Annotated in this window: 26 protein-coding genes and 1 riboswitch; of the genes, 14 read left to right on the top strand and 12 right to left on the bottom strand. The window is 35.2% G+C overall.

Annotated features, from left to right (window positions below; translation table 11 throughout):
- Positions 1 to 88 precede the first annotated feature (88 nt).
- The 7 genes from FLAK523_RS02165 (at position 89) to FLAK523_RS02135 (ending at position 7,038) form a co-directional block, all read left to right on the top strand.
- Positions 89 to 331 (top strand): hypothetical protein, encoded by a 243-nt coding sequence (locus tag FLAK523_RS02165; protein ID WP_248906093.1) that lies wholly within the window; start codon positions 89 to 91, stop codon positions 329 to 331.
- 72 nt (positions 332 to 403) lie between these two features.
- On the top strand, positions 404 to 1,108 hold the full coding sequence (locus FLAK523_RS02160; RefSeq protein WP_248906091.1) for a GLPGLI family protein: 705 nt from the start codon (positions 404 to 406) through the stop codon (positions 1,106 to 1,108).
- Positions 1,109 to 1,209: 101 nt separating this feature from the next.
- Positions 1,210 to 1,932: a GLPGLI family protein gene (locus FLAK523_RS02155; protein WP_248906089.1), complete on the top strand. Its 723-nt coding sequence runs from the start codon at positions 1,210 to 1,212 to the stop codon at positions 1,930 to 1,932.
- Between the two features lie 370 nt (positions 1,933 to 2,302).
- On the top strand, positions 2,303 to 2,542 hold the full coding sequence (locus tag FLAK523_RS02150; protein ID WP_248906087.1) for a hypothetical protein: 240 nt from the start codon (positions 2,303 to 2,305) through the stop codon (positions 2,540 to 2,542).
- A gap of 79 nt (positions 2,543 to 2,621) precedes the next feature.
- The gene (locus tag FLAK523_RS02145; protein ID WP_248906085.1) at positions 2,622 to 3,371 is read left to right on the top strand and encodes a GLPGLI family protein; all 750 of its coding nucleotides are present in this window, start codon (positions 2,622 to 2,624) and stop codon (positions 3,369 to 3,371) included.
- A gap of 74 nt (positions 3,372 to 3,445) precedes the next feature.
- Positions 3,446 to 4,141, top strand: a complete 696-nt coding sequence (locus tag FLAK523_RS02140) for a GLPGLI family protein (RefSeq protein ID WP_248906083.1) — start codon at positions 3,446 to 3,448, stop codon at positions 4,139 to 4,141.
- A 230-nt stretch (positions 4,142 to 4,371) separates the two neighbouring features.
- Complete coding sequence (locus FLAK523_RS02135) at positions 4,372 to 7,038, top strand: carboxypeptidase-like regulatory domain-containing protein (RefSeq protein WP_248906081.1); 2,667 nt, start codon at positions 4,372 to 4,374, stop codon at positions 7,036 to 7,038.
- A 4-nt stretch (positions 7,039 to 7,042) separates the two neighbouring features.
- Here the strand turns inward: FLAK523_RS02135 and FLAK523_RS02130 are convergent, their stop codons facing one another.
- Positions 7,043 to 7,456, bottom strand: a complete 414-nt coding sequence (locus tag FLAK523_RS02130) for a hypothetical protein (RefSeq protein ID WP_248906079.1) — start codon at positions 7,454 to 7,456, stop codon at positions 7,043 to 7,045.
- 165 nt (positions 7,457 to 7,621) lie between these two features.
- Between FLAK523_RS02130 and greA the strand changes: the two genes are divergently transcribed.
- From greA to FLAK523_RS02115, 3 genes are all read left to right on the top strand, one after another.
- Positions 7,622 to 8,098 carry a transcription elongation factor GreA gene (greA, locus tag FLAK523_RS02125; RefSeq protein ID WP_248906076.1) on the top strand — a complete coding sequence of 159 codons (477 nt, stop codon included), beginning with the start codon at positions 7,622 to 7,624 and terminating at the stop codon, positions 8,096 to 8,098.
- Between the two features lie 77 nt (positions 8,099 to 8,175).
- Positions 8,176 to 8,565, top strand: coding sequence for an HIT family protein (locus FLAK523_RS02120; protein ID WP_248906074.1), 390 nt, complete (start codon positions 8,176 to 8,178; stop codon positions 8,563 to 8,565).
- 102 nt (positions 8,566 to 8,667) lie between these two features.
- Positions 8,668 to 9,840 carry a transglutaminase domain-containing protein gene (locus tag FLAK523_RS02115; protein ID WP_248906072.1) on the top strand — a complete coding sequence of 391 codons (1,173 nt, stop codon included), beginning with the start codon at positions 8,668 to 8,670 and terminating at the stop codon, positions 9,838 to 9,840.
- On the opposite strand, the gene FLAK523_RS02110 is transcribed toward FLAK523_RS02115, so the two are convergent.
- Entirely contained in the window at positions 9,832 to 10,986 is a 1,155-nt protein-coding gene (locus FLAK523_RS02110; RefSeq protein ID WP_248906069.1) for a HAMP domain-containing sensor histidine kinase, read from the bottom strand. The two genes, FLAK523_RS02115 and FLAK523_RS02110, sit on opposite strands and share 9 nt — an antisense overlap.
- A 186-nt stretch (positions 10,987 to 11,172) precedes the next feature.
- Between FLAK523_RS02110 and FLAK523_RS02105 the strand changes: the two genes are divergently transcribed.
- The gene (locus tag FLAK523_RS02105) at positions 11,173 to 12,048 is read left to right on the top strand and encodes a flavin reductase family protein (protein ID WP_248906067.1); all 876 of its coding nucleotides are present in this window, start codon (positions 11,173 to 11,175) and stop codon (positions 12,046 to 12,048) included.
- Between the two features lie 27 nt (positions 12,049 to 12,075).
- Positions 12,076 to 12,447 carry a DUF3127 domain-containing protein gene (locus FLAK523_RS02100; protein WP_248906065.1) on the top strand — a complete coding sequence of 124 codons (372 nt, stop codon included), beginning with the start codon at positions 12,076 to 12,078 and terminating at the stop codon, positions 12,445 to 12,447.
- A 73-nt stretch (positions 12,448 to 12,520) separates the two neighbouring features.
- Here FLAK523_RS02100 and FLAK523_RS02095 read toward each other — a convergent pair whose 3' ends face one another.
- Complete coding sequence (locus FLAK523_RS02095) at positions 12,521 to 13,249, bottom strand: phosphatase PAP2 family protein (RefSeq protein WP_248906063.1); 729 nt, start codon at positions 13,247 to 13,249, stop codon at positions 12,521 to 12,523.
- An 85-nt stretch (positions 13,250 to 13,334) separates the two neighbouring features.
- Between FLAK523_RS02095 and aat the strand changes: the two genes are divergently transcribed.
- A complete protein-coding gene (aat, locus tag FLAK523_RS02090; protein ID WP_248906061.1) occupies positions 13,335 to 13,970 on the top strand; it encodes a leucyl/phenylalanyl-tRNA--protein transferase in 636 nt (211 codons plus the stop codon).
- Positions 13,971 to 14,213: 243 nt separating this feature from the next.
- Here the strand turns inward: aat and FLAK523_RS02085 are convergent, their stop codons facing one another.
- The 9 genes from FLAK523_RS02085 to FLAK523_RS02045 form a co-directional block, all read right to left on the bottom strand.
- Positions 14,214 to 14,924 (bottom strand): HesA/MoeB/ThiF family protein, encoded by a 711-nt coding sequence (locus FLAK523_RS02085; protein ID WP_248906059.1) that lies wholly within the window; start codon positions 14,922 to 14,924, stop codon positions 14,214 to 14,216.
- A gap of 84 nt (positions 14,925 to 15,008) precedes the next feature.
- A complete protein-coding gene (gene thiH, locus FLAK523_RS02080; RefSeq protein ID WP_248906041.1) occupies positions 15,009 to 16,130 on the bottom strand; it encodes a 2-iminoacetate synthase ThiH in 1,122 nt (373 codons plus the stop codon).
- 92 nt (positions 16,131 to 16,222) lie between these two features.
- Positions 16,223 to 16,999 (bottom strand): thiazole synthase, encoded by a 777-nt coding sequence (locus tag FLAK523_RS02075; RefSeq protein ID WP_305881771.1) that lies wholly within the window; start codon positions 16,997 to 16,999, stop codon positions 16,223 to 16,225.
- Positions 16,980 to 17,618, bottom strand: coding sequence for a thiamine phosphate synthase (locus FLAK523_RS02070; protein ID WP_248906039.1), 639 nt, complete (start codon positions 17,616 to 17,618; stop codon positions 16,980 to 16,982). The genes FLAK523_RS02075 and FLAK523_RS02070 overlap by 20 nt, the downstream gene beginning before the upstream one ends.
- Positions 17,611 to 18,366, bottom strand: a complete 756-nt coding sequence (locus FLAK523_RS02065; RefSeq protein ID WP_248906037.1) for a hydroxymethylpyrimidine/phosphomethylpyrimidine kinase — start codon at positions 18,364 to 18,366, stop codon at positions 17,611 to 17,613. Before FLAK523_RS02065 ends, FLAK523_RS02070 begins: the two co-directional genes overlap by 8 nt.
- Entirely contained in the window at positions 18,339 to 18,938 is a 600-nt protein-coding gene (locus tag FLAK523_RS02060; protein ID WP_248906035.1) for a thiamine phosphate synthase, read from the bottom strand. The genes FLAK523_RS02065 and FLAK523_RS02060 overlap by 28 nt, the downstream gene beginning before the upstream one ends.
- Before the next feature lie 95 nt (positions 18,939 to 19,033).
- Positions 19,034 to 20,857 (bottom strand): phosphomethylpyrimidine synthase ThiC, encoded by a 1,824-nt coding sequence (gene thiC, locus FLAK523_RS02055; protein WP_248906034.1) that lies wholly within the window; start codon positions 20,855 to 20,857, stop codon positions 19,034 to 19,036.
- 282 nt (positions 20,858 to 21,139) lie between these two features.
- The gene (thiS, locus tag FLAK523_RS02050) at positions 21,140 to 21,346 is read right to left on the bottom strand and encodes a sulfur carrier protein ThiS (RefSeq protein WP_248906032.1); all 207 of its coding nucleotides are present in this window, start codon (positions 21,344 to 21,346) and stop codon (positions 21,140 to 21,142) included.
- Positions 21,347 to 21,410: 64 nt separating this feature from the next.
- Positions 21,411 to 21,507, bottom strand: a riboswitch (TPP riboswitch).
- A gap of 37 nt (positions 21,508 to 21,544) precedes the next feature.
- Complete coding sequence (locus tag FLAK523_RS02045) at positions 21,545 to 22,108, bottom strand: DNA-3-methyladenine glycosylase I (RefSeq protein WP_248906030.1); 564 nt, start codon at positions 22,106 to 22,108, stop codon at positions 21,545 to 21,547.
- 392 nt (positions 22,109 to 22,500) lie between these two features.
- Between FLAK523_RS02045 and FLAK523_RS02040 the strand changes: the two genes are divergently transcribed.
- On the top strand, positions 22,501 to 23,271 hold the full coding sequence (locus tag FLAK523_RS02040; RefSeq protein WP_248906029.1) for a GLPGLI family protein: 771 nt from the start codon (positions 22,501 to 22,503) through the stop codon (positions 23,269 to 23,271).
- Positions 23,272 to 23,277 lie beyond the last annotated feature (6 nt).

Below are 23,277 nucleotides of genomic sequence, written 5' to 3'. Positions count from 1 at the left end.
AGCTTATTCTTTAATTTAGTTTTTATTTTTTTTTATGTTTGTGATGGTTAACCAAGAAAAATAGTATAAATTTAAACCAGAATTAAAAATGAAAAAATTAGTATTTACCGCTGTTGCAGTGGTAGCGTTTAGTGGAGTTACAATGGCGAGTGTGCGAGCCACAGATAATGCAAAAAAAATAATTATGAAAAAAGTTTTTGTTATAACAGATTGTAATGCGGCAAAGTTTGTTGCATATGTTGATGCTAGAGCTGCTGGATTCAGCAAAGAAGATGCGTCTAGGATGTCATATTCAGTATATTTTATGTGTATGGGGTTGACAAAAGAATAATAATAACTAAAATTAATGCAATTTATAAACACGTCAATTTCATTGATTTAGGTGTGTTTTAATATACGGAATATGAAAATAAAAATTCTATTTTTAACAATTTTATTATCAACTCTTGGCTATGGACAAGAGAAAAATATTTATGTAGAATATGGGTTGATAATTCAAAACGAGCCAGATTTATTTAAAAATAATTCAACGCTGAGGAGCTATTTTGAAAACGCTATTGTTGATTGTGGAAAAGTATCATTTCAATTAATTATAACAAAAAACGGTTCTAAATTTTTAATTAAAGAAAATTTAGAAATTGATAGTAATGCTGGTTCTGCTAATTTTATTTTGGCAACATCAAGTTATTCGGGGATTGTTTACACTTTAAAAGATAAAATAGTATCTCAAAATGTTTTATTGGGTAAAAATATTTATACAGAGGGTAATTTAAAAAACAATTGGGTTTTAAGTAATGAGACAAAATTAATAGATAATTATTTGTGCTATAAAGCTACTAATGTAAAAAAAGTTATTAATGACGTAAAAACTTTTAACCATCCAGTGACAGCTTGGTATTGCCCTGAATTACCTTATCCCTATGGTCCGAATGGCTATGGGAATTTACCCGGTTTAGTTTTAGAACTCCAAGTAAGAAATGTTGTATTTGGCGCAAAAAGTATAAAGCTTGACAGCGAATTAGATTTTGACATTAAATCGTTAGAGAAAATAAAAATATTAAATGATAGAGAAATAGACGAAGCTCTTGACAAATTCAATGAGTTTTAGATTGCTTAAAAATTCAAATATTAAGCAAAGCGGATATACAGTTTATCTTTAAACATCAAATCTTTCCAAAAATTAATTAATACTTATTAAAATTTATAACATTGAAAAAATTAAAAATATTATTCTTTTATATCGCCTTAACAACAATGTTGGGCTGTTACAGCCAAGCTCTTTCCGGTAAAGTGATTTATAAAATTCAATTAGTAGGATATGGGGAAGATAACAAAAAATCAGAATTCAACGAATTAAATGCAGCTACAATTGAAATTGCCAACAAACAAACTGTTACGTTGAGTTTTAATAATGAAAAATCAAGTTCTGTTTTGGACAGTTATTTAATTACTGAGGATGGAGATAGAAGTTTAAGAAAATTTGCCAGATCGATGGCCTTTATAGTGACTAACGGGAGTGATTATTTTTATGATAAAAGCACCAATACGGCCATAGAGCGTATAGAGAACGGACAATTAATTAACAAACCACATAAAAAGTTAGAATGGGAAATCACAACAGAGAGTAAGATGATTGGGGATTATCTATGTTACAAAGCGATCTATCTATTCAAATTTGTCAATAGAGCTGGTGAAAACAGGAACAGACCTATTACAACCTGGTTTGCTCCAAGTTTGCCTTACAGCTACGGCCCAAAATATTTTAATGGCTTGCCAGGTCTTATATTAGAAGTGCAAGATTTAGAGACCACTTTTTATGCGACATCTATACATATCTCGCAAGATAAAGAACTCCAAATTGATTTTCCAAAAGGTAAAACCATACCAAAAGAAGAGTATGATAAAAAGATGAAAGTACAAATGGGAATGTAAACCATCAATGTAGTCTTGTCAACCAAATTCCAAATAAAATCATCTCTTTACCCTTATGTTCAGAATCCTACTATTTTTATTTTTTGCCAACATTTCTTTTTCCCAAACCCATACCCTAACCGCTGTGGTTTCTGACGATATTAATAAACCGCTGGAATCCGCCAACGTAATTGCTAAGCCACTTCAAGAAAATGTACGACTCAGTTGTGGTTTATGTTAATTGCGGCAATTCCCTTAATTTAGGTATAAATATTCACTTGTTAAATAAACGTTAAAATAGTAAGCGTATTCTTTAATTTAGTTTTTTTTTTTTTTCATATTTGTGATGGTTAACCAAGAAAAATAGTATAAATTTAAACCAGAATTAAAAATGAAAAAATTAGTATTTACCGCTCTTGCAGTGGTGGCGTTTAGTGCAACAAGTTTTGCGGGAACTAAAGAAGTTAGTGAGAAAAAGATTTTGTTTACTGATTGCGTTACAACTGCTGCGCAGAAAACAAGTGAAACGGAAGCATCTAGTGGCAGATGCTATAGCCCAGCTCAATGGCAAATGATTTATAAGATAAATTATGATAAATGTATGCAAGAGAATAAAATCACTGAAGCATAGATGAAAGTCTAGTTCTATATTATTAATATATAAACAAATTTGATTTTTGTCAAATTTGTTTATTTTTTATAAATTTATTATGAAATTAAAAGCATTGGTATTTATACTCTTGGTCTTTAACATTAGTGTTGTATGTAGTCAAGATAAGAATGATAATAAAGGTGTAAGCGATGTTGTAAATTATGTTGTTTATAAAATGGCAGAAATGCAACAAGTTAATGTAAATAATTCTCCAAAAAATTTACAATATGAAGAAATGATTAGTGCATTTGATAAAATTGAATGTGGATTGTATTACACTAAAAGTAAAAGTGTTTTTAAAATGATTGATAAATTAGAGCTGAATAATGATATTTCTTATCAATTAGCGGCAGTTTTTGCAGAAGGCCAATATTATAAAGATATCATTGCGGGTACTAAGATTAAACATACTGAGGAGTTTGGTGAAATACTAAATATCATTATGCCCTTTGAGCAGTATAAGTGGCAAATTTCAACTGAAACTAAAACTATAAGTGGTTACAAATGTTATAAAGCAAATTGTCAATGGGAAGAATTTGATGTTATTCGTAATAAAAAGCTGGTTTTTAACTCAACCGTTTGGTTTGCTCCTGAGATTGCAGCCCCTTTTGGGCCTTTGGGTTTAGATGGCTTGCCCGGACTTGTTCTTGAGGGAAGTTTAAATGGAATCAGCTATTTTTATGCAACAAGCGTAACATTTGATATTAAAAAGGCTAATATTAATTTGAACAAACCAGTTCAAGGAAAGTTTGTTACTGAGAAAGAATACGCTGATTTTACAATAAAAAGTTTTGAAAATTTCAAATAGTTTGTTGCTAATAAATTTAAATTTTTGATGTCATTTATTATTAATATCCACTTGCTTATTTTAATCTTTAAAATATGAAAATATATACATTATTACTGTTGTTTATGGTTGTGGTTAGCAGTAATGCACAGCTAAAAGGAGGTGTTGTTAATTATAGTGTTACCGTTACCGAAAATAAAGATAGCCAATTAGAAAAAATGATGCTGTCAATGAATGTAAATTTTTATTCTGTAATTAAAGAATTTGATTTCAAACTAAAATTCAATAAAGAAAAATCATTATTTGTCAAAGAAAAGAAAATGTATTCAGATGATAAAGCTGCAGAATTAGGGGATGTAAAGATTAATTATTCAGGGAGAGTTTTAACTAAAAAAGACTCGATATATAGAGAAGGAAGTTCTATAGGAATTGGTGATTATATAGAAAAAAAAGGAGTAGTTGATAACTGGATTTTATTAAATGAAACCAAATTAATTGACAATTATCTTTGCTACAAAGCCACCACGGAAAATATTGTAGTACATAAAGAAAAAACATTTAGACACCCTATTACGGCTTGGTATTGTCCTCAAATTCCATTTCCTTATGGACCGCTTAATTATGGAAACTTGCCAGGATTGATTCTAGAACTACAAACTAAAGATGCCGTTTATGGAGCCAAAACTATACAATTGAATGTAAACGATACTGTCATTGAAGAATTAAAAAAATATAGAGTAATTGAAGAAGAGGAATTGAATGATTTAATAGAAAAGAAAAACAGTAATTAACCGGAATGAATTTCAAAATATTTATTAGTTCAATGTATCCCTCTAAGACAATTATAATTATTTAGCCACTAATATAGTTCTATGCAGCAAGGAGGTTTTTATAGATTTTCCAAAAGGTAAAACCATACCAAAAGAAGAGTATGATAAAAAGATGAAAGTACAAATGGGAATGTAAACCATCAATGTAGTCTTGTCAACCAAATTCCAAATAAATTCATCTCTTAACCCTTATGTTCAGAATCCTACTATTTTTATTTTTTGCCAATATTTCTTACTCCCAAACCCATACCATAACCGGTGTGGTTTCTGATGATGTCAATAAGCCGCTGGAATCCGCCAACGTAATTGCCAAACCATTGCAGGAAAAAGCAAGCCTGAAATTTGCCATTGCTGATAATAGGGGCCGTTATAGACTAGAACTCGACAAAGAGGTAAAATACGAAATCACGGTTTCCTATATTGGTTTTGTGGAGGAAATGGTAATGTTAGAGGCTAATACTACTGTGGCAACTCACGATTTTAAACTTAAACCCTCAGGCGAGCAGCTCAAGGAAATTGTCATTAAGCACGAGTTCAAACCCATTATCATAAAAAAAGACACCCTGATTTTTGATGTGAAAAGTTTTGCCAACGGAAACGAACGCAAGATGAAAGAAATCCTGGAAAAACTGCCTGGTGTTGAGGTCGATAAAAACGGTGGGGTAACGGTACAAGGAAAGAAAGTGACCAAAATGCTTGTCGAGGGTAAATCATTCTTTGGAGGAGGCACGAAGTTAGCGGTCGAGAACATTCCGGCGAATGCACTGGATAAAATTGAAGTTATTGACAACTTTAACGAAGTGGGTTTTATGAAGCAGGTTTCTGATAGTGATGACTTGGCAATAAACGTAAAACTTAAAAAAGAGAAAAAGAAATTTGTTTTTGGGGATGTTGAGGCCGGTGCTGAGGTAGGTAACGCTGATAACGGTTTTTATCTGGGGCATACCGCCTTGTTTTATTATGCGCCCAAAACCAATTTGAGTTTCATAGGTGATAGGAACAACATCGGGAAGAGAACCTTTACGTTTGATGATTTAATGCGTTTTGGCGGGGGAATGAGCTCTTTTCTTTCGGGCAGGAAAGCATTGACTAACTTGTATTCTTTTGCTAATGACAATAAGGACGTGGTGGAGAATAAATCACAATTTGGAGCCGTAAATTTCAGTCACGATACCTCGCCTAAGTTATCTATTTCAGGTTTTGGTATATTTTCTAAAGTGTTTACCGCATCAAAAACGGAAAGCAATAACGAGTATTTGAATAACAGCAGTATTGCTTTCGAAAATAAATTACAAAACGGCAGCAATCAATCCGTATTAGGATTAGGGAATGTGAAACTGGATTATTCGCCCAATAAAAAAGAAAAATGGTATTACAACGCACAATACCAATCGAGCACAAATGACTTGTCTCGAACAATAAATTCTATTACAAACATCAATTCCAGTCTCTTTGAAAGTATTTCCAAAGCCGATAATACTTCGATAAAACAATACATGGAGTGGCATAAAAGCTACAACTTGCATCACACCACCACTTTTGTGGTCAATCAGGCTTATGATGACAACAGGCCGCAAAATAACTGGTTTACGAATCAGCCGTTCTTGGGAGGGTTAATTCCGCTACAGGATGATTTGACCTACACCGTTACTCAGGTCAAGAAGGTAAAAACGAATAGTGTGGATGCTTTGTTCAAGCATTATTGGATTCTTAATAATTTCAATCATTTGTATACTAATGTGGGTAATAATTTTGCAACGGCTCGTTTTAATACTGCTGAGAAACAGTTGTTGACAAATGATGCCGTAAATGATTTTGCGTTTGCCGGTTTTGGGAATCAAGTAAAGTATCAATTAAACGACGCTTATGTAGGTCTGGAGTACAAGTTTAGAATAGGAAAATGGACGAATAAGCCTGGATTGTATTTACATTGGTATCATTTGACGACAAATCAAGTTGCAACGGATTATACATTGTCCAAAACCCTTTTTCAACCGCAATGGGACAGTGAATATGAGTTTAATAAATCGGAGTCTTTGCATTTCAATTATAAAATTAATAACGATTTTCCGGAAGTAAGCCAACTGGCGAATCAATTCACGCTCCAAAATTATAATTTGGTTTACAAAGGGAATGCGCTTTTGCAAAATGAAAAATTCCATACTGCCAGTTTAAGGTATTCAAAAATGAATATGTATCGAGGAGTTACTTGGAACGGAATGCTGAATTACACCAAGAAAATAAAAGCCTTTAGAAACGAAATTGAGCTGGATGGAATAAACCAGTTTAACATCCCCATTTTAAGTGATAATCCTGAAACGAATTACAGTGCTAACGGATCTTTTACTAAAAAAATCTACCGTTTTAGTGTTAAGCTAAATACACGTTTAAGTTGGTTTAATTACCTGCAAACAGTTAATGCAATCACAACTGCAAATGATAGAACAAGTCAAAATGTTGGGATTACTTTTAAAACAGCCTACAGGAAATGGCCAGATTTCAGTGTTGGATACAATAAAGGCTACAGTCAGTTTTCAGGTTTAACCAAATCAAATTTCGAGACAGATGCTTTTAATTCTGACTTCGAAGCTACTTTCTTTAAGTTTTGGACGCTTAAATTGTCGTATGAAAACTTGAAAAACACGAACAATAACAATCAGAGTAATTTTTATGATATAGCCAATACAGCGCTTCGCTATCAAAAAAAGAACAGCCCTTTCGGTTTTGAATTGTCGGTCAATAATTTATTGGATAACAAACTGAAAAATGATTATTCCTTTTCGGATTATATGATAAGCGAACGTACAACGTATGTGTTGCCTAGAGTGTTTTTATTCTCAGTGAGTTATAAGTTGTAATTAATTAATTATAAACCCGAATAACAGCTCCGTTTACCTCCACACGGTATTGCTTCAAAGGATATTGTAAGCCACCCTGTCCGGTAAATAAACTGTATTCAGCCGAGTCGCAGGCGCATATTACATTAATCCCTTTTATGGTCATTGTCGAGCAGCTACTGAGTGTTTGATTAGGGCAGGCGGCATCAAATGCATTGTATCCGCTACCGGTATTGAAAACAATTATCCCCTTTACGCCCTCGCCAGGATAATAAATAGCGTTACTAGGGAATTTAAGACTGGAATACGCAGGCAAGTTAGTGTTGATGTCTATCGTGAAGGTATAATTAGGTAAATACGGATTATTAGTATTCGGACTGTTATTACTACAAGCCCATAATAAAGGGAGCATAAGAAGTAAAAGGAGACGTTTTTTCATAATTCAAAATAAATAAAAAGTATTAGTGAAACAAATTTAAATTATTTAACTTTGACTTAGATATGATTAACATATAATTATAGACTAAAAATAATTAATAGTATCTTTGTGGAAAGAAATCCCGTCCTGATGGGATTTTTTCTATTTATATAAACGACCCAAATTATGAGCGCAATATCTTATTATACCGCAGAAGGATTAAAAAAATTAAGAGAAGAATTAGATTATTTAAAAAGTGTGATGCGTCCAAAGGCTTCTGCAGATATTGCTGAAGCAAGAGATAAAGGTGATTTATCTGAAAATGCAGAATACGATGCGGCCAAAGAAGCGCAAGGAATGTTAGAGATGAGAATCGCTAAGCTGGAAGAAGTTCATTCTAACGCAAGGCTTATTGATGAAACGCATCTTGATCTTTCTAAAGTATTGGTTTTGTCGAATGTTAAAATCAAGAACCAGTCCAATGGAATGGAAATGAAATATACTCTTGTTGCTGAAAGTGAAGCCGACTTGAAAACCGGAAAAATATCAGTGACTTCGCCTATAGGTAGAGGATTGCTAGGTAAATCAGTAGGGGATGTAGCCGAAATTACGGTTCCTAACGGAGTGCTTAAATTCGAGATTTTAGAAATTTCACGCGACTAAGTCCAGTGATCAGTATTCAGCCGCAGTTTGCAGTCTGTATTTTTAAAATCCTAAACCTAAAACCTTAAAATAAAAAGATGAGTACTATTTTTACCAAAATCGTAAACGGAGAAATCCCTTGTTATAAGATTACGGAAGATGATAATTACCTGGCTTTTTTGGATGTAAATCCAAATGCAAAAGGGCATACGCTTTGTATCCCTAAATTTGAGGTAAACAAGATTTTTGATATGGATGAAGCGCATTATTTGGGATTGATGCATTTTTCCAGAAAAGTAGCTATTGCTCTGGAGAAAGCGGTTCCTTGTAAACGTGTTGGGATGGCTGTTGTAGGGCTTGAAGTTCCACACGCGCACGTTCATCTTATTCCATTGAATGAAATGGATGAAATGCGTTTTCAAAATAAAGTGTCTTTGTCAAAAGAAGAATTTGAAACTATAGCTGAAAGTATTAAAGCTAACCTGTAATATTTTAGAAATAAAATAAATTGGTATGGTTTTCGTTAAAAAGGGAATAGGTGAAAATCTATTCCCTTTTTAATTTTATGGATTAGCCTACATTCCTATAATATGAAAAACATCTGCATACTATATTTTTTCTTTTTTTCGCTACTAAGTTTTGGTCAGGCCAATGCCAATTATGCTTTGGTTGATGCTAAAATGAGTGCTATTCCTGATAAATCCACAACATCTATAGCGTCAATTGCTAAATACATTAATGCAAATTTTAAAACAGAAACGGATAAAATCCGGGCCGCTTTTTATTGGACTGCCTCTACTATAAGATACGATTTAGCAAATTTAGCTACAGTCAATTTTGACAATTCAATACAGGAAAAAATATCGGAAACATTACAAACCAAAAAAGGGGTTTGTATCCATTATGCCGTCGTTTTCAATGCGCTTTCTAAGGAAGTTGGAATAGAATCCTATATAATTGAAGGATACACAAAAAAGGACGGAAAAGTGGGGAACTTGGCTCACGCTTGGACCGCTGCAAAAGTCGATGGCTCTTGGTTTCTATTTGACCCAACTTGGGGTTCTGGATATGTTTATAATAATGCATTTTATAAAAAACTGAACAATGCTTATTTCAAGTCTGAGCCTGCTAAAATAATTGCTTCTCACATTCCATTTGATTATTTATGGCAATTTTTAAATTATCCCATTACTAATGGGGAATTTTATGAGGGTAAAACCCAAATCAATAAAGCCAAGAAATATTTTGACTTCGAGAAAGAAATTATGAAGTACAACGCCTTGTCAGAGAGCGACCAATTGTTTGAATCAGCAGAACGAATAGCTAAAAACGGTCTAAAAAACGCAATGATTCTAGAGCGTCACGAAAATAAAAAGGAGCGTTTGACTTATTTAAGACAAAACACAAATATCGATAAATTGAATTCCATTGTGAATGAAATGAATGAAGCCGTTGTTTTACTGAATGATTTTATTCATTATAGAAACAAAATGTTTAAACCTACTTTTCCGGATGATGACATTAATACGATGATTCAAGTGCCAAGAGCGAAACTAGCTAAATGTCAAAAAGAAATTTACAGTGTGGGTTCGATAGGGAAAGAAAACGCATCAAATTTAGCATCGGTTAAAAAGACGATTGAAACTACTTTGGCGCAAGCCGAAGAGCACGCTTTGTTTGTAAAAAACTATTTGAGTAAATCTAAATTAGTTAGAAAGACAATGTTCTCAAAAGTGTCTTTGTCAGGAGTTCCATTAAACTAAATCACTTTTCTTAAAACTGATTTGGATTGTTGTTCCTTTACCCATTTCTGAATGCAATACTTTTATTTTTCCTTTGTGGTATTCCTCTACAATTCTTTTGGTTAACGAAAGTCCAAGTCCCCAGCCTCTTTTTTTAGTGGTAAAACCAGGTTCAAAGATAGCTGAATGCTGGTTTTTGTGTATTCCGCTTCCGGAGTCTTCTACGTTGATTTTAACGGAGTCTTTATCGTTTTCTATTTTCAAAGTCAGCTTGCCTCTTCCTTTCATGGCATCGATGGCGTTTTTCACTAAATTCTCAATCGTCCAGCTATGTAAAACAGGATTCAGCATAATGTAAATAGGTGATTTTGGACCTTCAAAGCTGAATTCAATTTGTTTCGAAAAACGGGAAAGCAAGTAATTATAAGAATCAAAAGTCTCTTGTACAATGTCTTTTTTTTCTAAAATGGGCTCCGAACCTATTTTTGAAAAACGATCAGTAATAGTTTGCAATCGGGCAATGTCTCTTTCTATTTCTAAGGTAGTCGATTCCTCCACATTATCGGCCTTCAATATTTCGACCCAGCCTATTAATGAGGAAAGTGGCGTGCCTATTTGATGTGCCGTTTCTTTTGCCATACCTGCCCAAAGTTTGTTTTGAGTAGCAATTTTAGTGCTTCTGTAAAAATTATAGACTAAGGCGGCAAATAGTACAATGATGAGTAATAAAGCGACGGGATAATATTTTAGTTTATTGAGTAAAGCCGAATTCCCATAATATAAATTTTGAAATTTTCCTGGGACATATTCTATTACGATTGGTTTGTTTTCGCCTTTTAAATTTAATAAAAAGGTAGTTGCTCTTTGAGGGTTATTAACGATTTCTTCATCGATGTTTACCGTATTTATAATACTGTCATTCTCCGTCAATATAATTGGAATTGAAGTATTGTCACTGAATATTTGTAGCGGAAGTTCAACATCAGTATTCTCCCCAGCATTAATAAGCGTCTTTTGAGCTTTTGCCCAAAGATTCATTTTTAATCGTTCTTCGTTTTTGAATATTTGAAAAAAAGTATATGTATTCCAAAGGATTAACGAAATGATTAAAAAAGATGCGAATATGATAATCCAACGACTTGTATTCCTTCTTTCAGAAAACTGCATAAATGAGATTTTGAGGTATAAATATAACGAAATATATATGGGAATATTTCAATTTTAGTATAAAGAATTGATTTACTGTTTCAATTTATATTTTTATGATTAAATCAGGAATCATCCTTTTAATCCTTAATCGGATTCCTTACTTTTGTAAAATAACGAACCTAATTAAGGATAAACAAAAAAAGCATGATTAGTATTGATCCAAAAAGTATTGAAACGGCTAAATTACAAGGATATTTACAAGGTTCTGTAGGGCCTAGACCTATTGCTTTTGCAAGTACAGTAGATGAAAATGGAACGCCAAATTTGTCTCCGTTTAGCTTCTTTAACGTATTCAGTGCTAATCCTCCCATTCTTGTTTTTTCTCCTGCGAGAAGGGTTCGTGACAATTCGATAAAACACACTTTAATCAATTGCGAAGCGACGAAAGAAGTGGTGATCAATGTGGTTAATTTTGATATAGTTCAACAAACATCGCTTGCAAGTACGGAATATGCTGATGGGGTAGATGAGTTTATCAAATCAGGTTTAACGCCTGTTGCTTCTGATGTTGTGAAGCCGTTTAGAGTAAAAGAATCACCAGTGCAGTTTGAGTGTAAAGTAAGCCAAATTATTCCACTGGGAACTGAGGGTGGTGCGGGAAATTTAATTCTTTGTGAAGTCGTAAGAATTCATATCGACGAAGCTATTTTAGACGAAAATGGAGTGATTGATCAATATAAAATTGATTTAGTTTCCAGACTGGGTGGTAACTGGTATTCCAGATCAAATCAAGGGCTTTTTGAAGTCCCTAAGCCTTTAGTGACACTAGGGATAGGTGTTGACGCCATTCCCGATGCAATTAAAAAAAGCAGTGTTTTTAACGGAAATGACTTGGGTAAATTAGGAAATATAGAAGCCTTGCCCACTACAGAAGAAGTTAGTATATTTGTAAAACAGAATTTTTCCATTAAGGCCGTTTTAAGCTCTGATGATCAGGAAAATGTGTATAAGGAAGCTAAAAAGTATCTGAATGATAATGACGTTCTTTCCGCATGGAAAGTGCTTCTTGCCAAAAAATAATCTTAAATAACAATTAAAATAACGAAGATGGAAGTTACAGGAAAAGTAAAAGTTGTTAACGCTGAACAACAAGTTAGTGCATCATTTAAAAAGAGAGAATTAGTTGTTACTACAGAAGAACAATATCCTCAGCATATTATGATTGAGTTTACTCAAGATAAATGTGATTTATTGAACAGTTATAGCGAAGGTGATGTTGTAAAAGTTTCAATCAATTTAAGAGGAAGAGAATGGGTTAGCCCACAAGGGGAAACTAAATATTTCAACAGTATTCAAGGATGGAGAATTGAGAAAATGGCAGCTGATGCTCCTACTCAATCTGCTCCAATGCCTGCTGCTGCGACTTTTCAACCAGCGACTAGTTTAAATGAAAACGAGCCAGACGATTTACCTTTTTAATTAAAAAAGTAAGTTTAAAAAAAAGCCTTGATATTCTCAAGGCTTTTTTTGTTTATAACGTTTTGAATTGTGATTATTGATATCTGACAAGTAATCCCAGGCCAATTTGATTACCAATTTGAGGATACAGTAATGCTGTTGCTTTTTTGTTTTTTCCAAAACGGATGTTTCGAATGGGATTGTAATAAGAGACTAAAAGTCCTGATGCTAAACCTATTCCGGCACCGGTTATCACATCTGGAGCAAAATGTTTATTGTTTGCAATTCGGAGTACGCCAGTAGCGGTTGCAAAAAGGAAACCACTTGTGGCGTACCACATATTAGAATCTCTATATTGATGATATAATAGTGCTGCCGTAGTAAAAGCAATAGCCGAATGTCCAGAAGGGAAACTTAAATTATTAGATTGATCCGGTCTTTCATAACGCACTAGATTTTTAGTCACTTGAACTACAGCCAGTGTTAATGTGTTTGCGACAGCCAAATCTACAGTTCGATTATAGATGTTATCTTTTGGTTTAAAACCAAAAACGGGTCCCATATATATTTGGGCAATTGGAACAAAGGGCAGGAAATTATCAGTTCCTGTTTTGAAATTTTCTCCAAAAAAAATATTGGATTGATCCTGAAGTCTATTGCTGAAATCCGAATTTATCATTACAATCCCACTTGTGGTAAGAAGGGCTGGAAAAATAAAAGATTTGTAACTTAGTTTACGGGGTTTTGCTAATGAATCAGGGCCTTGTCCATACATTTGAAAAAAAATAAAGGTGAAGAAGAGTAATAGAGATGTTCTTTTCATTGGAATATTTTTTTCAAATGTTTTATAAGACGTAATTTTGTAACTCCAAATTTACAAGTAAAGATTTAAATTTTAGTTTAAAATCATGTATTATTTATCCGACGACTTAATTTTTCCTCCAGTTTATAAAGCTGATTATGATGGTATACTTGCAGTAGGTGGAGACTTATCCCCTGAGCGTTTACAGTTAGCTTATAAAAGTGGAATCTTTCCTTGGTTTGAAGAGGATGACCCCATAATTTGGTGGTCACCTAATCCTAGAATGGTGCTGTTTCTGGATGAATTAATCGTTTCCAAGAGTATGAGAAACATTCTAAATAGAAACACTTTCACCGTTACTTTCAATCAAAATTTTAGGGACGTAATATCTAATTGCCAAAAAATAAAGCGCGATGGTCAAAACGGAACTTGGATTACCAATGCTATGACTGAAGCCTACTGTAAACTACATGAAATGGGAATTGCAAAATCAGTCGAAGTGTGGCAAAACGAGGAATTGGTTGGAGGATTATACGGCATCGACATGGGTCACGTTTTTTGTGGTGAAAGTATGTTTTCAACAGTTTCTAATGCTTCAAAAGTGGCTTTTATAGCATTAGTAAATCATTTAAAAGACAATCATTATAAACTTTTGGATTGTCAAGTGCATAATCCACATTTGGAAAGTTTGGGTTGCAGGGAAATCGATAGAGAAGAGTTTGTGAAAATACTGAGTAAATAGTGTTCAGTTTTCAGTCGCAGTTCTCAGATAGCAGAAGATAGGATTCGCGTGAGATATTCTTTTATTGATAAAAGAATACCATTTATGAAATCAAAATAGTCCAACTTAAATGAACTTACATTCCTTATATGTTTAAAGAAAATGTCTAAATGTTTAGACTTATTTATACTCATAATTGGTGTAATTACTTCTTTGTACCACATATCGTAACTGTACACTGCGACTGGGAACTGAATACTTCTCCTAAAACTTCAACTTTGTGAAATCCCAGTTCAAGGTGTTGAAAAGCACTAATTCGTTTTTTAGTATTGACAAATCCACAATCATTTTTAGCGTTTCCTGAGCCATCATAGTGCCAATAATTCCTGGAAGCGTGCCCAGCACTCCGTTCATATTGCAGTTAGGCACATCTTTAGGATCCGGAGCTTCAGGAAATAGATCTCTTAAATTCTTGCTTCCTTGGTGATTTAATACCGCAAGTTGGCCTTGAAAGCCTAGAATACTTCCATAAACTAATGGTTTTCCTAAAGCGACACATGTGTCGTTTACTAAATAACGGGTGCTGAAATTATCAGATCCATCGACAACAATATCAAATTCGGATATAATGGAAATGGCATTTTCTGCAGTCAATTTTTCTTCGAATGAAAGAACACTAATTAACGGGTTTAATTTTTGAACCGCTTCTTTTGCAGTTGAAGCTTTTGCTTGGCCTACTTGGTTTTCAGTATAGAGAATTTGTCGGTGCAAATTATGCATTTCAATATGGTCAAAATCCACAATACCTATTGTACCAACACCTGCTGGGGCTAAATATTGTAAAACAGGACAGCCCAATCCACCTGCGCCAATTACCAATACTTTAGCTTTTTTAATTTTTTCCTGCCCTGCATCGCCTATTTCAGGCAACATTATTTGGCGGTTATAACGTAAATATTCTTGAATAACACTCATTTTTTTAAGTCATAAAGTTTAAAAGTCGAAAGTCAAATGTCAAAAGTTGCAGTTTTATAGCTTTTAGGCTTTCTACCTTCGACTTTAAGACATTTGACTAAAAGTCCTGTCCCAATCTTTCCAAACGGGTTCGTACCCTGATTCAGTAATGATTTTAGTAATTTCATCAACAGATCGTTCGTCGCTAATTTCAAACTGCTCCAGTGATTGCGGATCAACGGCATAACCTCCAGGATTTGTTTTGGAACCTGCACTCATACTTGTAGTGCCAATAGGGATAATGTTGTTTCTAAACTTCTCGTTTTCCCGGGTCGATATGGAAATCTCCAAATCTTCGTTCCACAAACGATACGCGCAAATGAGTTGGGTTAAATCCTTGTCATCCATAATGAAATTAGGCTCAACTGTCCCTTCAGCCGGGCGCAATCGAGGAAAAGAAACGGAATATTTCGTTTGCCAATACGTTTTTTGCAGATAGTCCAAATGCAAGGCGTTGAAAAAACTATCGGTGCGCCAATCTTCAAGACCCAGCAACACACCTAATCCTATTTTATGGATCCCTGCTTTTCCTATTCGGTCTGGAGTGTCTAGCCGATAATCAAAATTGGATTTCTTGCCCTTGGTATGGTATTTTTTATACACTTCCTGATGATAAGTTTCTTGGTACACCAAAACCGAAAAAACGCCTGCCTCGTGTAATCGTTCGTATTCCTCTTTTGAAAGCGGTTGGACTTCTACTGAAATAATAGAAAAATGCTGTTTTATCTGTTCAATAGCATTTAGAAAATAATTAATGTTTACCGTATAATTAGCTTCGCCGGTAACCAAAAGCACGTGGTCAAATCCAGCGCTTTTCAAAACCGCGACTTCCAGTTTTATTTCGGCATCCGTAAGCGTTTTTCGCTTGATTTTATTATCCAAACTAAAACCACAGTAGGTACATATGTTTTGGCATTCATTACTCAAATACATAGGTGCATACATTTGGATGGTTTTTCCAAAACGTTTTTTAGTTAGTTCATGACATTCCTGTGCCATTTGTTCTAAGTAAGGTTGAGCAGCAGGAGAAATTAAAGCTAGAAAATCATCAAGACTCCTTTTGCTATTAGCCAAAGCCTGCTCTACTTCCTTTGTGGTGGTTTGGTATATCTTGGATTGAATAGTATCCCAATCGTATTGTTCAAAAACGGATTTAAATGTCTTCATAAGCTTAAACGCAAAGTGCGCAAGGTATTTTCACAAGGTTCACAAAGCTTTGCGGGCTTTGCGCTTCTCTTTGTGAACTTTGTGGTTAATTTTTATTCGTATAAAAACGCTGTTAATGGGCTCGAAGCTATTGCGTGTCTATATTGTTGTCCTAATTTAGCTTCATAGGCTTTTCTTCCAGCAATTACCGCTTCCCTAAACGCTTCTGCCATTAATTTTGGATTTCCAGCTACGGCAATAGCAGTGTTTACTAATACGGCATCAGCACCCAGTTCCATTGCTTTGGCGGCATCAGATGGAGCGCCAATTCCGGCATCAATAATCACTGGAACTTTACTTTGTTCGATTATGATTTCAAGAAAATCGATTGTTTTCAGCCCTTTATTACTGCCTATTGGAGAACCCAAGGGCATTACTGCAGCGGTTCCTACATCTTCCAGTCGTTTGCAAAGTACGGGGTCAGCATGGATATATGGGAGTACAATGAAACCAAGTTTTACTAATTCTTCAGTTGCCTTTAAGGTTTCAATTGCGTCCGGCATTAAGTATTTTGGATCCGGATGGATTTCGAGTTTGAGCCAATTTGTTTCCAGTGCCTCTCTTGCCAGTTGTGCCGCAAATACGGCTTCTTTAGCATTTCTAGCGCCCGAAGTATTGGGCAATAAATGGAGGTGTGGATGTTTTAGATGAGATAAAATGGCATCAGTTTCAGTTTCCAGATCCACTCGTTTTAGCGCGACCGTTACCAGTTCGCTTCCAGACGCCAGAATGGCCTCTTCCATTTGTTGATTGGAACCAAATTTCCCCGTTCCTAAAAACAAACGAGATTCTAGCGTTTTATCCCCTATTTTAAACATTGATGCCGTCATATAATTTGTTGTTTAGTTGTGTTATGAGTTGGGACGGGCTTTTACTTTGAGTAATTAAACCCGATACTGCAATTCCATAAATTCCAGTCTCCATAAGACTGTCTATGTTTTCTAATTCAATTCCCCCAATAGCAAAGATTGGGATTTCGTTATTTTGAGCTTTCATTCTTTCGATAATCGAATGGTAGCCCGCCAGCCCTAAAACGGGGCTTAAGTTTTCTTTTGTTTTCGTAAATTGAAAAGGGCCTAGACCAATGTAATCACACCCGTTTTTCACTTGTAGTACAACGTCCTCAAAAGTATTCGCAGTTCCTCCGATGATTTTTGTTTTTCCTAAAATTGCACGTGCTTCTTTTGTATCCATATCATTAAGACCCAAATGAACACCATCAGCATCCAATTCTTCTGCTAAATGCACATTGTCATTGATGATATAACTTGCCAGGTATACATCGCAAATTATCTTGACCCTTTCGGCTAATGTATGTAGCTCTTGTTGTGAGCCGTTTTTATATCGTAGCTGAATCCAGTCACATCCATTGTCTAGTGCCTTGTGGATGTTTAATAATTGTTCTTCGACGGTATTTCCTTGAGAGATGTATTGTAATTTATTATACATAATGATATCCTAATTTGGTTGAGTTAGACAATAAATAGTTTTCGGTATATTTTTTTGCATTTGCACAGGCAAGAAGGAGTTCTTGTCCTGATGCTAGATTAGCCACAATAGCGGAAGACAGTACACAGCCTGAGCCATGTTTTTCATTTACTAATGTGTTATTTGGCGAAAGCCTAAAAAAGCGGTCTTTAGTATATAAATAATCGACCCCAATTTCTGTTGGATGATGCCCTCCCTTCAATAGTACAGCACAGTGATCAGAAAGTTTTTTTACAATAAATTCTATATTTGTTTGGGACGTGTCCAATTTTACTATTTCTTCATAATTGGGCGTGATTAAATCAATTTGTTTCAAAATTTCAATTAAATCAGTCTGATTTTTAACTTCCAAAAAATTAAACTCGGTTGTTGATTTTAAAACAGTATCCCAGACAATTAGGGTTTTTGGAGAATGTTTTTTTATTTCGAATACAACCGCTTTTAAGTAATCCAATGATGGGACAATCCCGATTTTAACAGCTTTGATTTTATATTTTGTAAAAAGTGTTTCTATAGACCGTAAAACAAAATCCAAATCAGTCCACTGTATTTTATGGAAATCATTTTCCGTCTGTAAGGTGTTAGCTGTGTTGATGGCAAAACCATAAACACAATGCTGCTCAAATGTTTTCACATCGGCTAATACTCCTGCGCCAGCCAAGGGATCAAAACCGGCTATGCTTAAAACGAAAGGACGATTTTCTGACATCGTATATAATTTTTTATTGGGTTTTCTGAATTCCAAATGGTTCCTAATAGTGCTATGTTATCAAAACCATTGCTTAATGTTTTTTCGACATTTATGGATTCTATTCCGCCCAAAGCGATGAGCTGGGTGGAATGGTTTGTTCTTTTTTTAACAGCTTCGAATAGATCTATTTTTGAGATGTAATTTTCTTTCGAAATACTCTTATAAACAGGACTCAAGAAAGCGGATTCAAAAACTTTGTCTAAAGCATTGAAATCTTCGATACAATGTGTTGATGTGGTTAAATGAAACCCATTGGCTTTGAATTGTTTTAAAACACTTAAGGACATTTCTTTGCGCTTGCTTTCTGTAAAATGAATTCGGTTAATCCCTAATTCAGCTGCTAGTTGATGATGGCTGTGCAATACCAATCTATCACAAAACTCTAACCCGATTGCCATAACATATTGTCTCATATCCAATTCCTTAAAATCAGGTTTCCGAATGTGAAACAACTCCAAGCCTTCCTCGAATAGAGAATGGATTAGTTTGATTTCGTTTTCGACTGGAGTTGGATTTGAAATTACTTTCATTTTCTAGTAATGTGCGTTAGAAGAAAGAAAATAGAGCATAGAAAATAGACTGAAATTCAAGCCTATCCTCTATATTCTTTGTTCTTGTCTCTTTGTTAGCTATAAATTTCTTTTCCTTGCTCGATAAACTCTTCTGATTTTTCTTGCATCCCTTTTTCGGCAGCTGCGACATCACGTATTTCTTGCGATATTTTCATAGAGCAAAATTTAGGACCACACATCGAACAAAAGTGTGCCACTTTAGCGCCTTCAGCAGGTAAAGTTTCGTCATGGAATTCTCTTGCGGTATCTGGATCTAATGACAAGTTAAACTGATCTTCCCAGCGGAATTCAAAGCGGGCCTTGCTCAAAGCGTTATCACGGTATTGTGCTCCAGGATGCCCTTTGGCTAAGTCGGCAGCATGGGCTGAGATTTTATAAGTAATCACCCCGTCTTTCACGTCTTTTTTATTGGGTAAACCCAAATGTTCTTTTGGCGTCACATAACACAACATGGCGCATCCGTACCAGCCAATCATCGCTGCTCCAATTGCGGAAGTGATGTGGTCATAACCCGGTGCAATATCAGTTGTTAACGGTCCAAGAGTGTAAAATGGGGCTTCGTTGCAATGTTCCAGTTGCTTGTCCATATTTTCCTTAATCATGTGCATCGGGACGTGACCAGGGCCTTCAATGAAAACTTGTACGTCGTGTTTCCAAGCTATTTTAGCCAGTTCACCCAAAGTTTCCAGTTCGGCAAATTGTGCTGCGTCATTTGCATCTGCTATGGAACCTGGACGCAATCCGTCTCCCAATGAAAAAGCGACGTCATATTGTTTCATGATTTCGCAAATTTCTTCAAAATGGGTGTAAAGGAAATTTTCCTTGTGGTGAAACAAGCACCATTTGGCCATAATGGAACCACCACGGGAAACAATTCCAGTAACACGATCAGCCGTTAAATGTATGTAGCGCAATAACACTCCTGCGTGAATGGTGAAATAGGAAACTCCCTGTTCAGCCTGTTCGATTAAAGTATCGCGGAACACTTCCCAAGTCAGGTCTTCGGCAATCCCTTTTACTTTTTCCAAGGCTTGGTAAATTGGCACGGTTCCGATAGGAACGGGAGAATTTCTAATAATCCATTCTCGGGTTTCATGAATGTTTTTTCCGGTGGACAAATCCATAATCGTATCAGCACCCCAGCGGCAAGCCCAAACTGCTTTTTCCACTTCTTCCTCTATGGTTGAGGTTACGGCACTGTTCCCAATGTTAGCATTGATTTTTACCAAGAAATTACGTCCCAGAATCATCGGTTCGCTTTCGGGATGGTTGATGTTGTTTGGGATTATGGCACGTCCTATTGCAACTTCAGAACGAACAAATTCGGGGGTGATTTTGCTTTTTGGTGTGTTGGCTCCAAAGCTGTGACCTGCATGTTGGCATTGCATGGCTTTGGTTTGCTCTTTTAACAACTCAATGCGTTGGTTTTCCCGAATGGCGATGTATTCCATTTCGGGCGTGATGATTCCCTGTTTTGCGTAATACAATTGGGAAACATTGGCCCCTTTTTTGGCGCGCATTGGTTTGTGTAAATATTCAAAACGCAAATGGTTTAGTTTTTCGTCATTCAGTCGTTCTTTCCCGAAATCAGATGATATTTCGGTTAGTTCCTCCACATCGTTGCGGTCTAAGATCCATTGTTCACGGATGCGCGGCAATCCTTTACGGATATCGATATCAATGTCTGGATCAGTAAAAGGACCCGATGTGTCGTAAATAGTAATAGGTGGATTTTTTTCAATTCCGCCGTTTGACAGTTTGGTGTCGCTTAAAATCACTTCGCGCATCGCCACTTTTATGGGGTGGATTTCGCCGTTGACGTAGATTTTTCTGGAATTGGGGAATGGTGTTCTTGATATTTTTTCTTCGTTTGTCATTTTTAGGAGTCTTAAAGTTTTTCCTCCCCCTAACCCCCTCCGAAGGAGGGGGAAGGATTGAGGGTATAGTGTTATGTTTTGTTTTTTCGAGTTTAGTCTTTTCTCTTTCCTCTATTTTCTATGTTCTTTTTTTCTGCTAGGGATAGTAGTGGAAAGCCCGTAAAGGCGATAACCTAGAAAACAAGGAACAGGAAAGCGACCAAAGGAAGCTATTGCTGCGACTGTGTTTTTCTGGTTTTTCGACTGCGGACTTGCAACGGATAGCCCGCTCGAGCAGCCTAATTATCCTCCTTGTGTGGCGGAAATAATGAGAATGTCGTCAGTCTTGTTGAGTAGATGTGTTTTCCAAGAAGGTTTTGGAATTACGGTATTATTAATGGCTACGGCGATGCCGTTTTGTTTTTGGGGAATTTCAATATCCAGCATGGCTTGAATGCTTAGCGCATCTGCAGGAAATTGTTTGATTTGTTGGTTGATTTTTAGCTCCATTCCTTAATAGATTTAGTATATAGTTATACTTTAGGAATGGCTACAACGGTACATAAATGTACATGGAAGTCATCTTACTTTTCCCTACGCTAGTATGAACTAGATCAGGTTCAGAGGGTAATTCTCAGCCTACTTTATTGTAGACACCCCTAAAGTGTGAAGCAAATGTAATGAAAATTATGAATTATGAGTTATAAATTATGAATTTCGTTTCCAGCAATCTGCAACGTGGTCATTGACCATTCCGGTGGCTTGCATGTGGGCGTAAATAACGGTAGAACCGACAAATTTGAATCCGCGTTTTTTTAAATCTTTGCTGATTTCATCCGAAAGTGGAGTAGTGGCAGGGACGTCTTTCAATGTTTTTCGATGGTTGATTATGGGTTTCCCGTCGGTGAATTTCCAGATGTATGTAGAAAAACTGCCAAATTCTTCCTGAATTTTTATAAAGGCTTGCGCGTTAGAAACGGCTGAACGGACTTTTAGTTTGTTTCGAATGATACCCGCATCCAGTAAGAGCTCTTCGATTTTATCTTCGGGGTATTGTGCTATTTTTTTGTAATCGAAATTGTCAAATGCTTTGCGGAAATTTTCTCTTTTGTTTAAGATGGTTATCCAGCTCAGACCGGCTTGGAATGTTTCTAGAATAAGGAATTCAAATAAGGTGGTGTCGTCATAAACAGGAACACCCCACTCTTGATCGTGGTATTCTTTGTATAAGTCACTTGATAAACACCAGCCACATCTTGTTTTAGTTTCCATAATTCTTGTTTTGAATTCCAAATATAAAAGAAAAATCCCATTTTGAATTGCTTCAAAATGGGATTTTTTATGAATGTGGGTTGTGAAATTCACTAGTGTGATTGCTTCGTTCCTCGCAATGACTTTATCCTAAAGCAGCTCTTTTGAAACCAGTAAAGTTTAAGTTAGGATTACTCTACTTTGATAAGCGATGTTTCTTGTCACTCAAAACCTGATCCAATAATATTTTTTTAGCTTTTTTCATAATTGCTAATTATGAATCATAAAAGTTAAGCAACCCAGTGTTTTAGGCATTGTAAGATTAATCTTGAATATATTTTTAATTATTGTAGTAAAAATATTAGGTTATATTGTTTTTTTTATAACTTGGTATCCTAATTTAAAGCTCTTTTATGAAGCAGTATGTATTGGTTATTTTGACTTTATTTTCTATTTCAGTATTCGCTCAAAAAAGCATCAAAATCACTTACGAACAAAAAATAGTGTATTCAGATTCTTTTTTTAATCAGCTTCCGGAGGAAGATCGTGAAGGTTTTAGGACGGTTTTAAGTAAACCTAATAAATTTGAACTCATAAATAATGGAGATTTTTCCTTGTTTAAAAGTGTAAATTTAAAAGAAGAAGTAATTGTTTCAAAAGAGAAGAATACTCCAACATATACAAATGCGGGGACTTTCTTTAAGCCTTTTAAAGTATGGGTTTTGAAAGATTTTACAAAGCAATTGAGTGTTGAAAGCGCTGAAGTAGACGATAATGAATACTATATTGAAGTACCATTTGCAAAAGATGAATTGCACTATGATAAAAAGACCAAAGCGATTGATGGGTATACTTGTAAATCAGCCTATGCTATGACTGCTGCAAATGACACCATACAATATTGGTACACGCAGGAGATTCCTGTTATCGATGGTCCTTTTTCTATGAACTCTATTCCGGGTTTAGTTTTGAGTGTCGAATCTAAAAAGAAAGTGATCTATGTAACTAAAATCGAGTTTTTTGATAAAAAGATACAGTTAGAATCAGTTCCGGCAAAAGCTTCTTTTATAACGAAAGAAAAGTTGAATAAGATGAAAATTGAAGCGCTAAAACCTAAATCCTATACGGATGAATCTGGAGCGAAACACGAGACCTATTCAGTACACATTAAAGCGGATAATTAAAACATT

The sequence above is a fragment of the Flavobacterium sp. K5-23 genome (assembly GCF_023278045.1).
Lineage (GTDB): Bacteria > Bacteroidota > Bacteroidia > Flavobacteriales > Flavobacteriaceae > Flavobacterium.
This window is presented reverse-complemented; position numbering and strand designations above follow the sequence as displayed.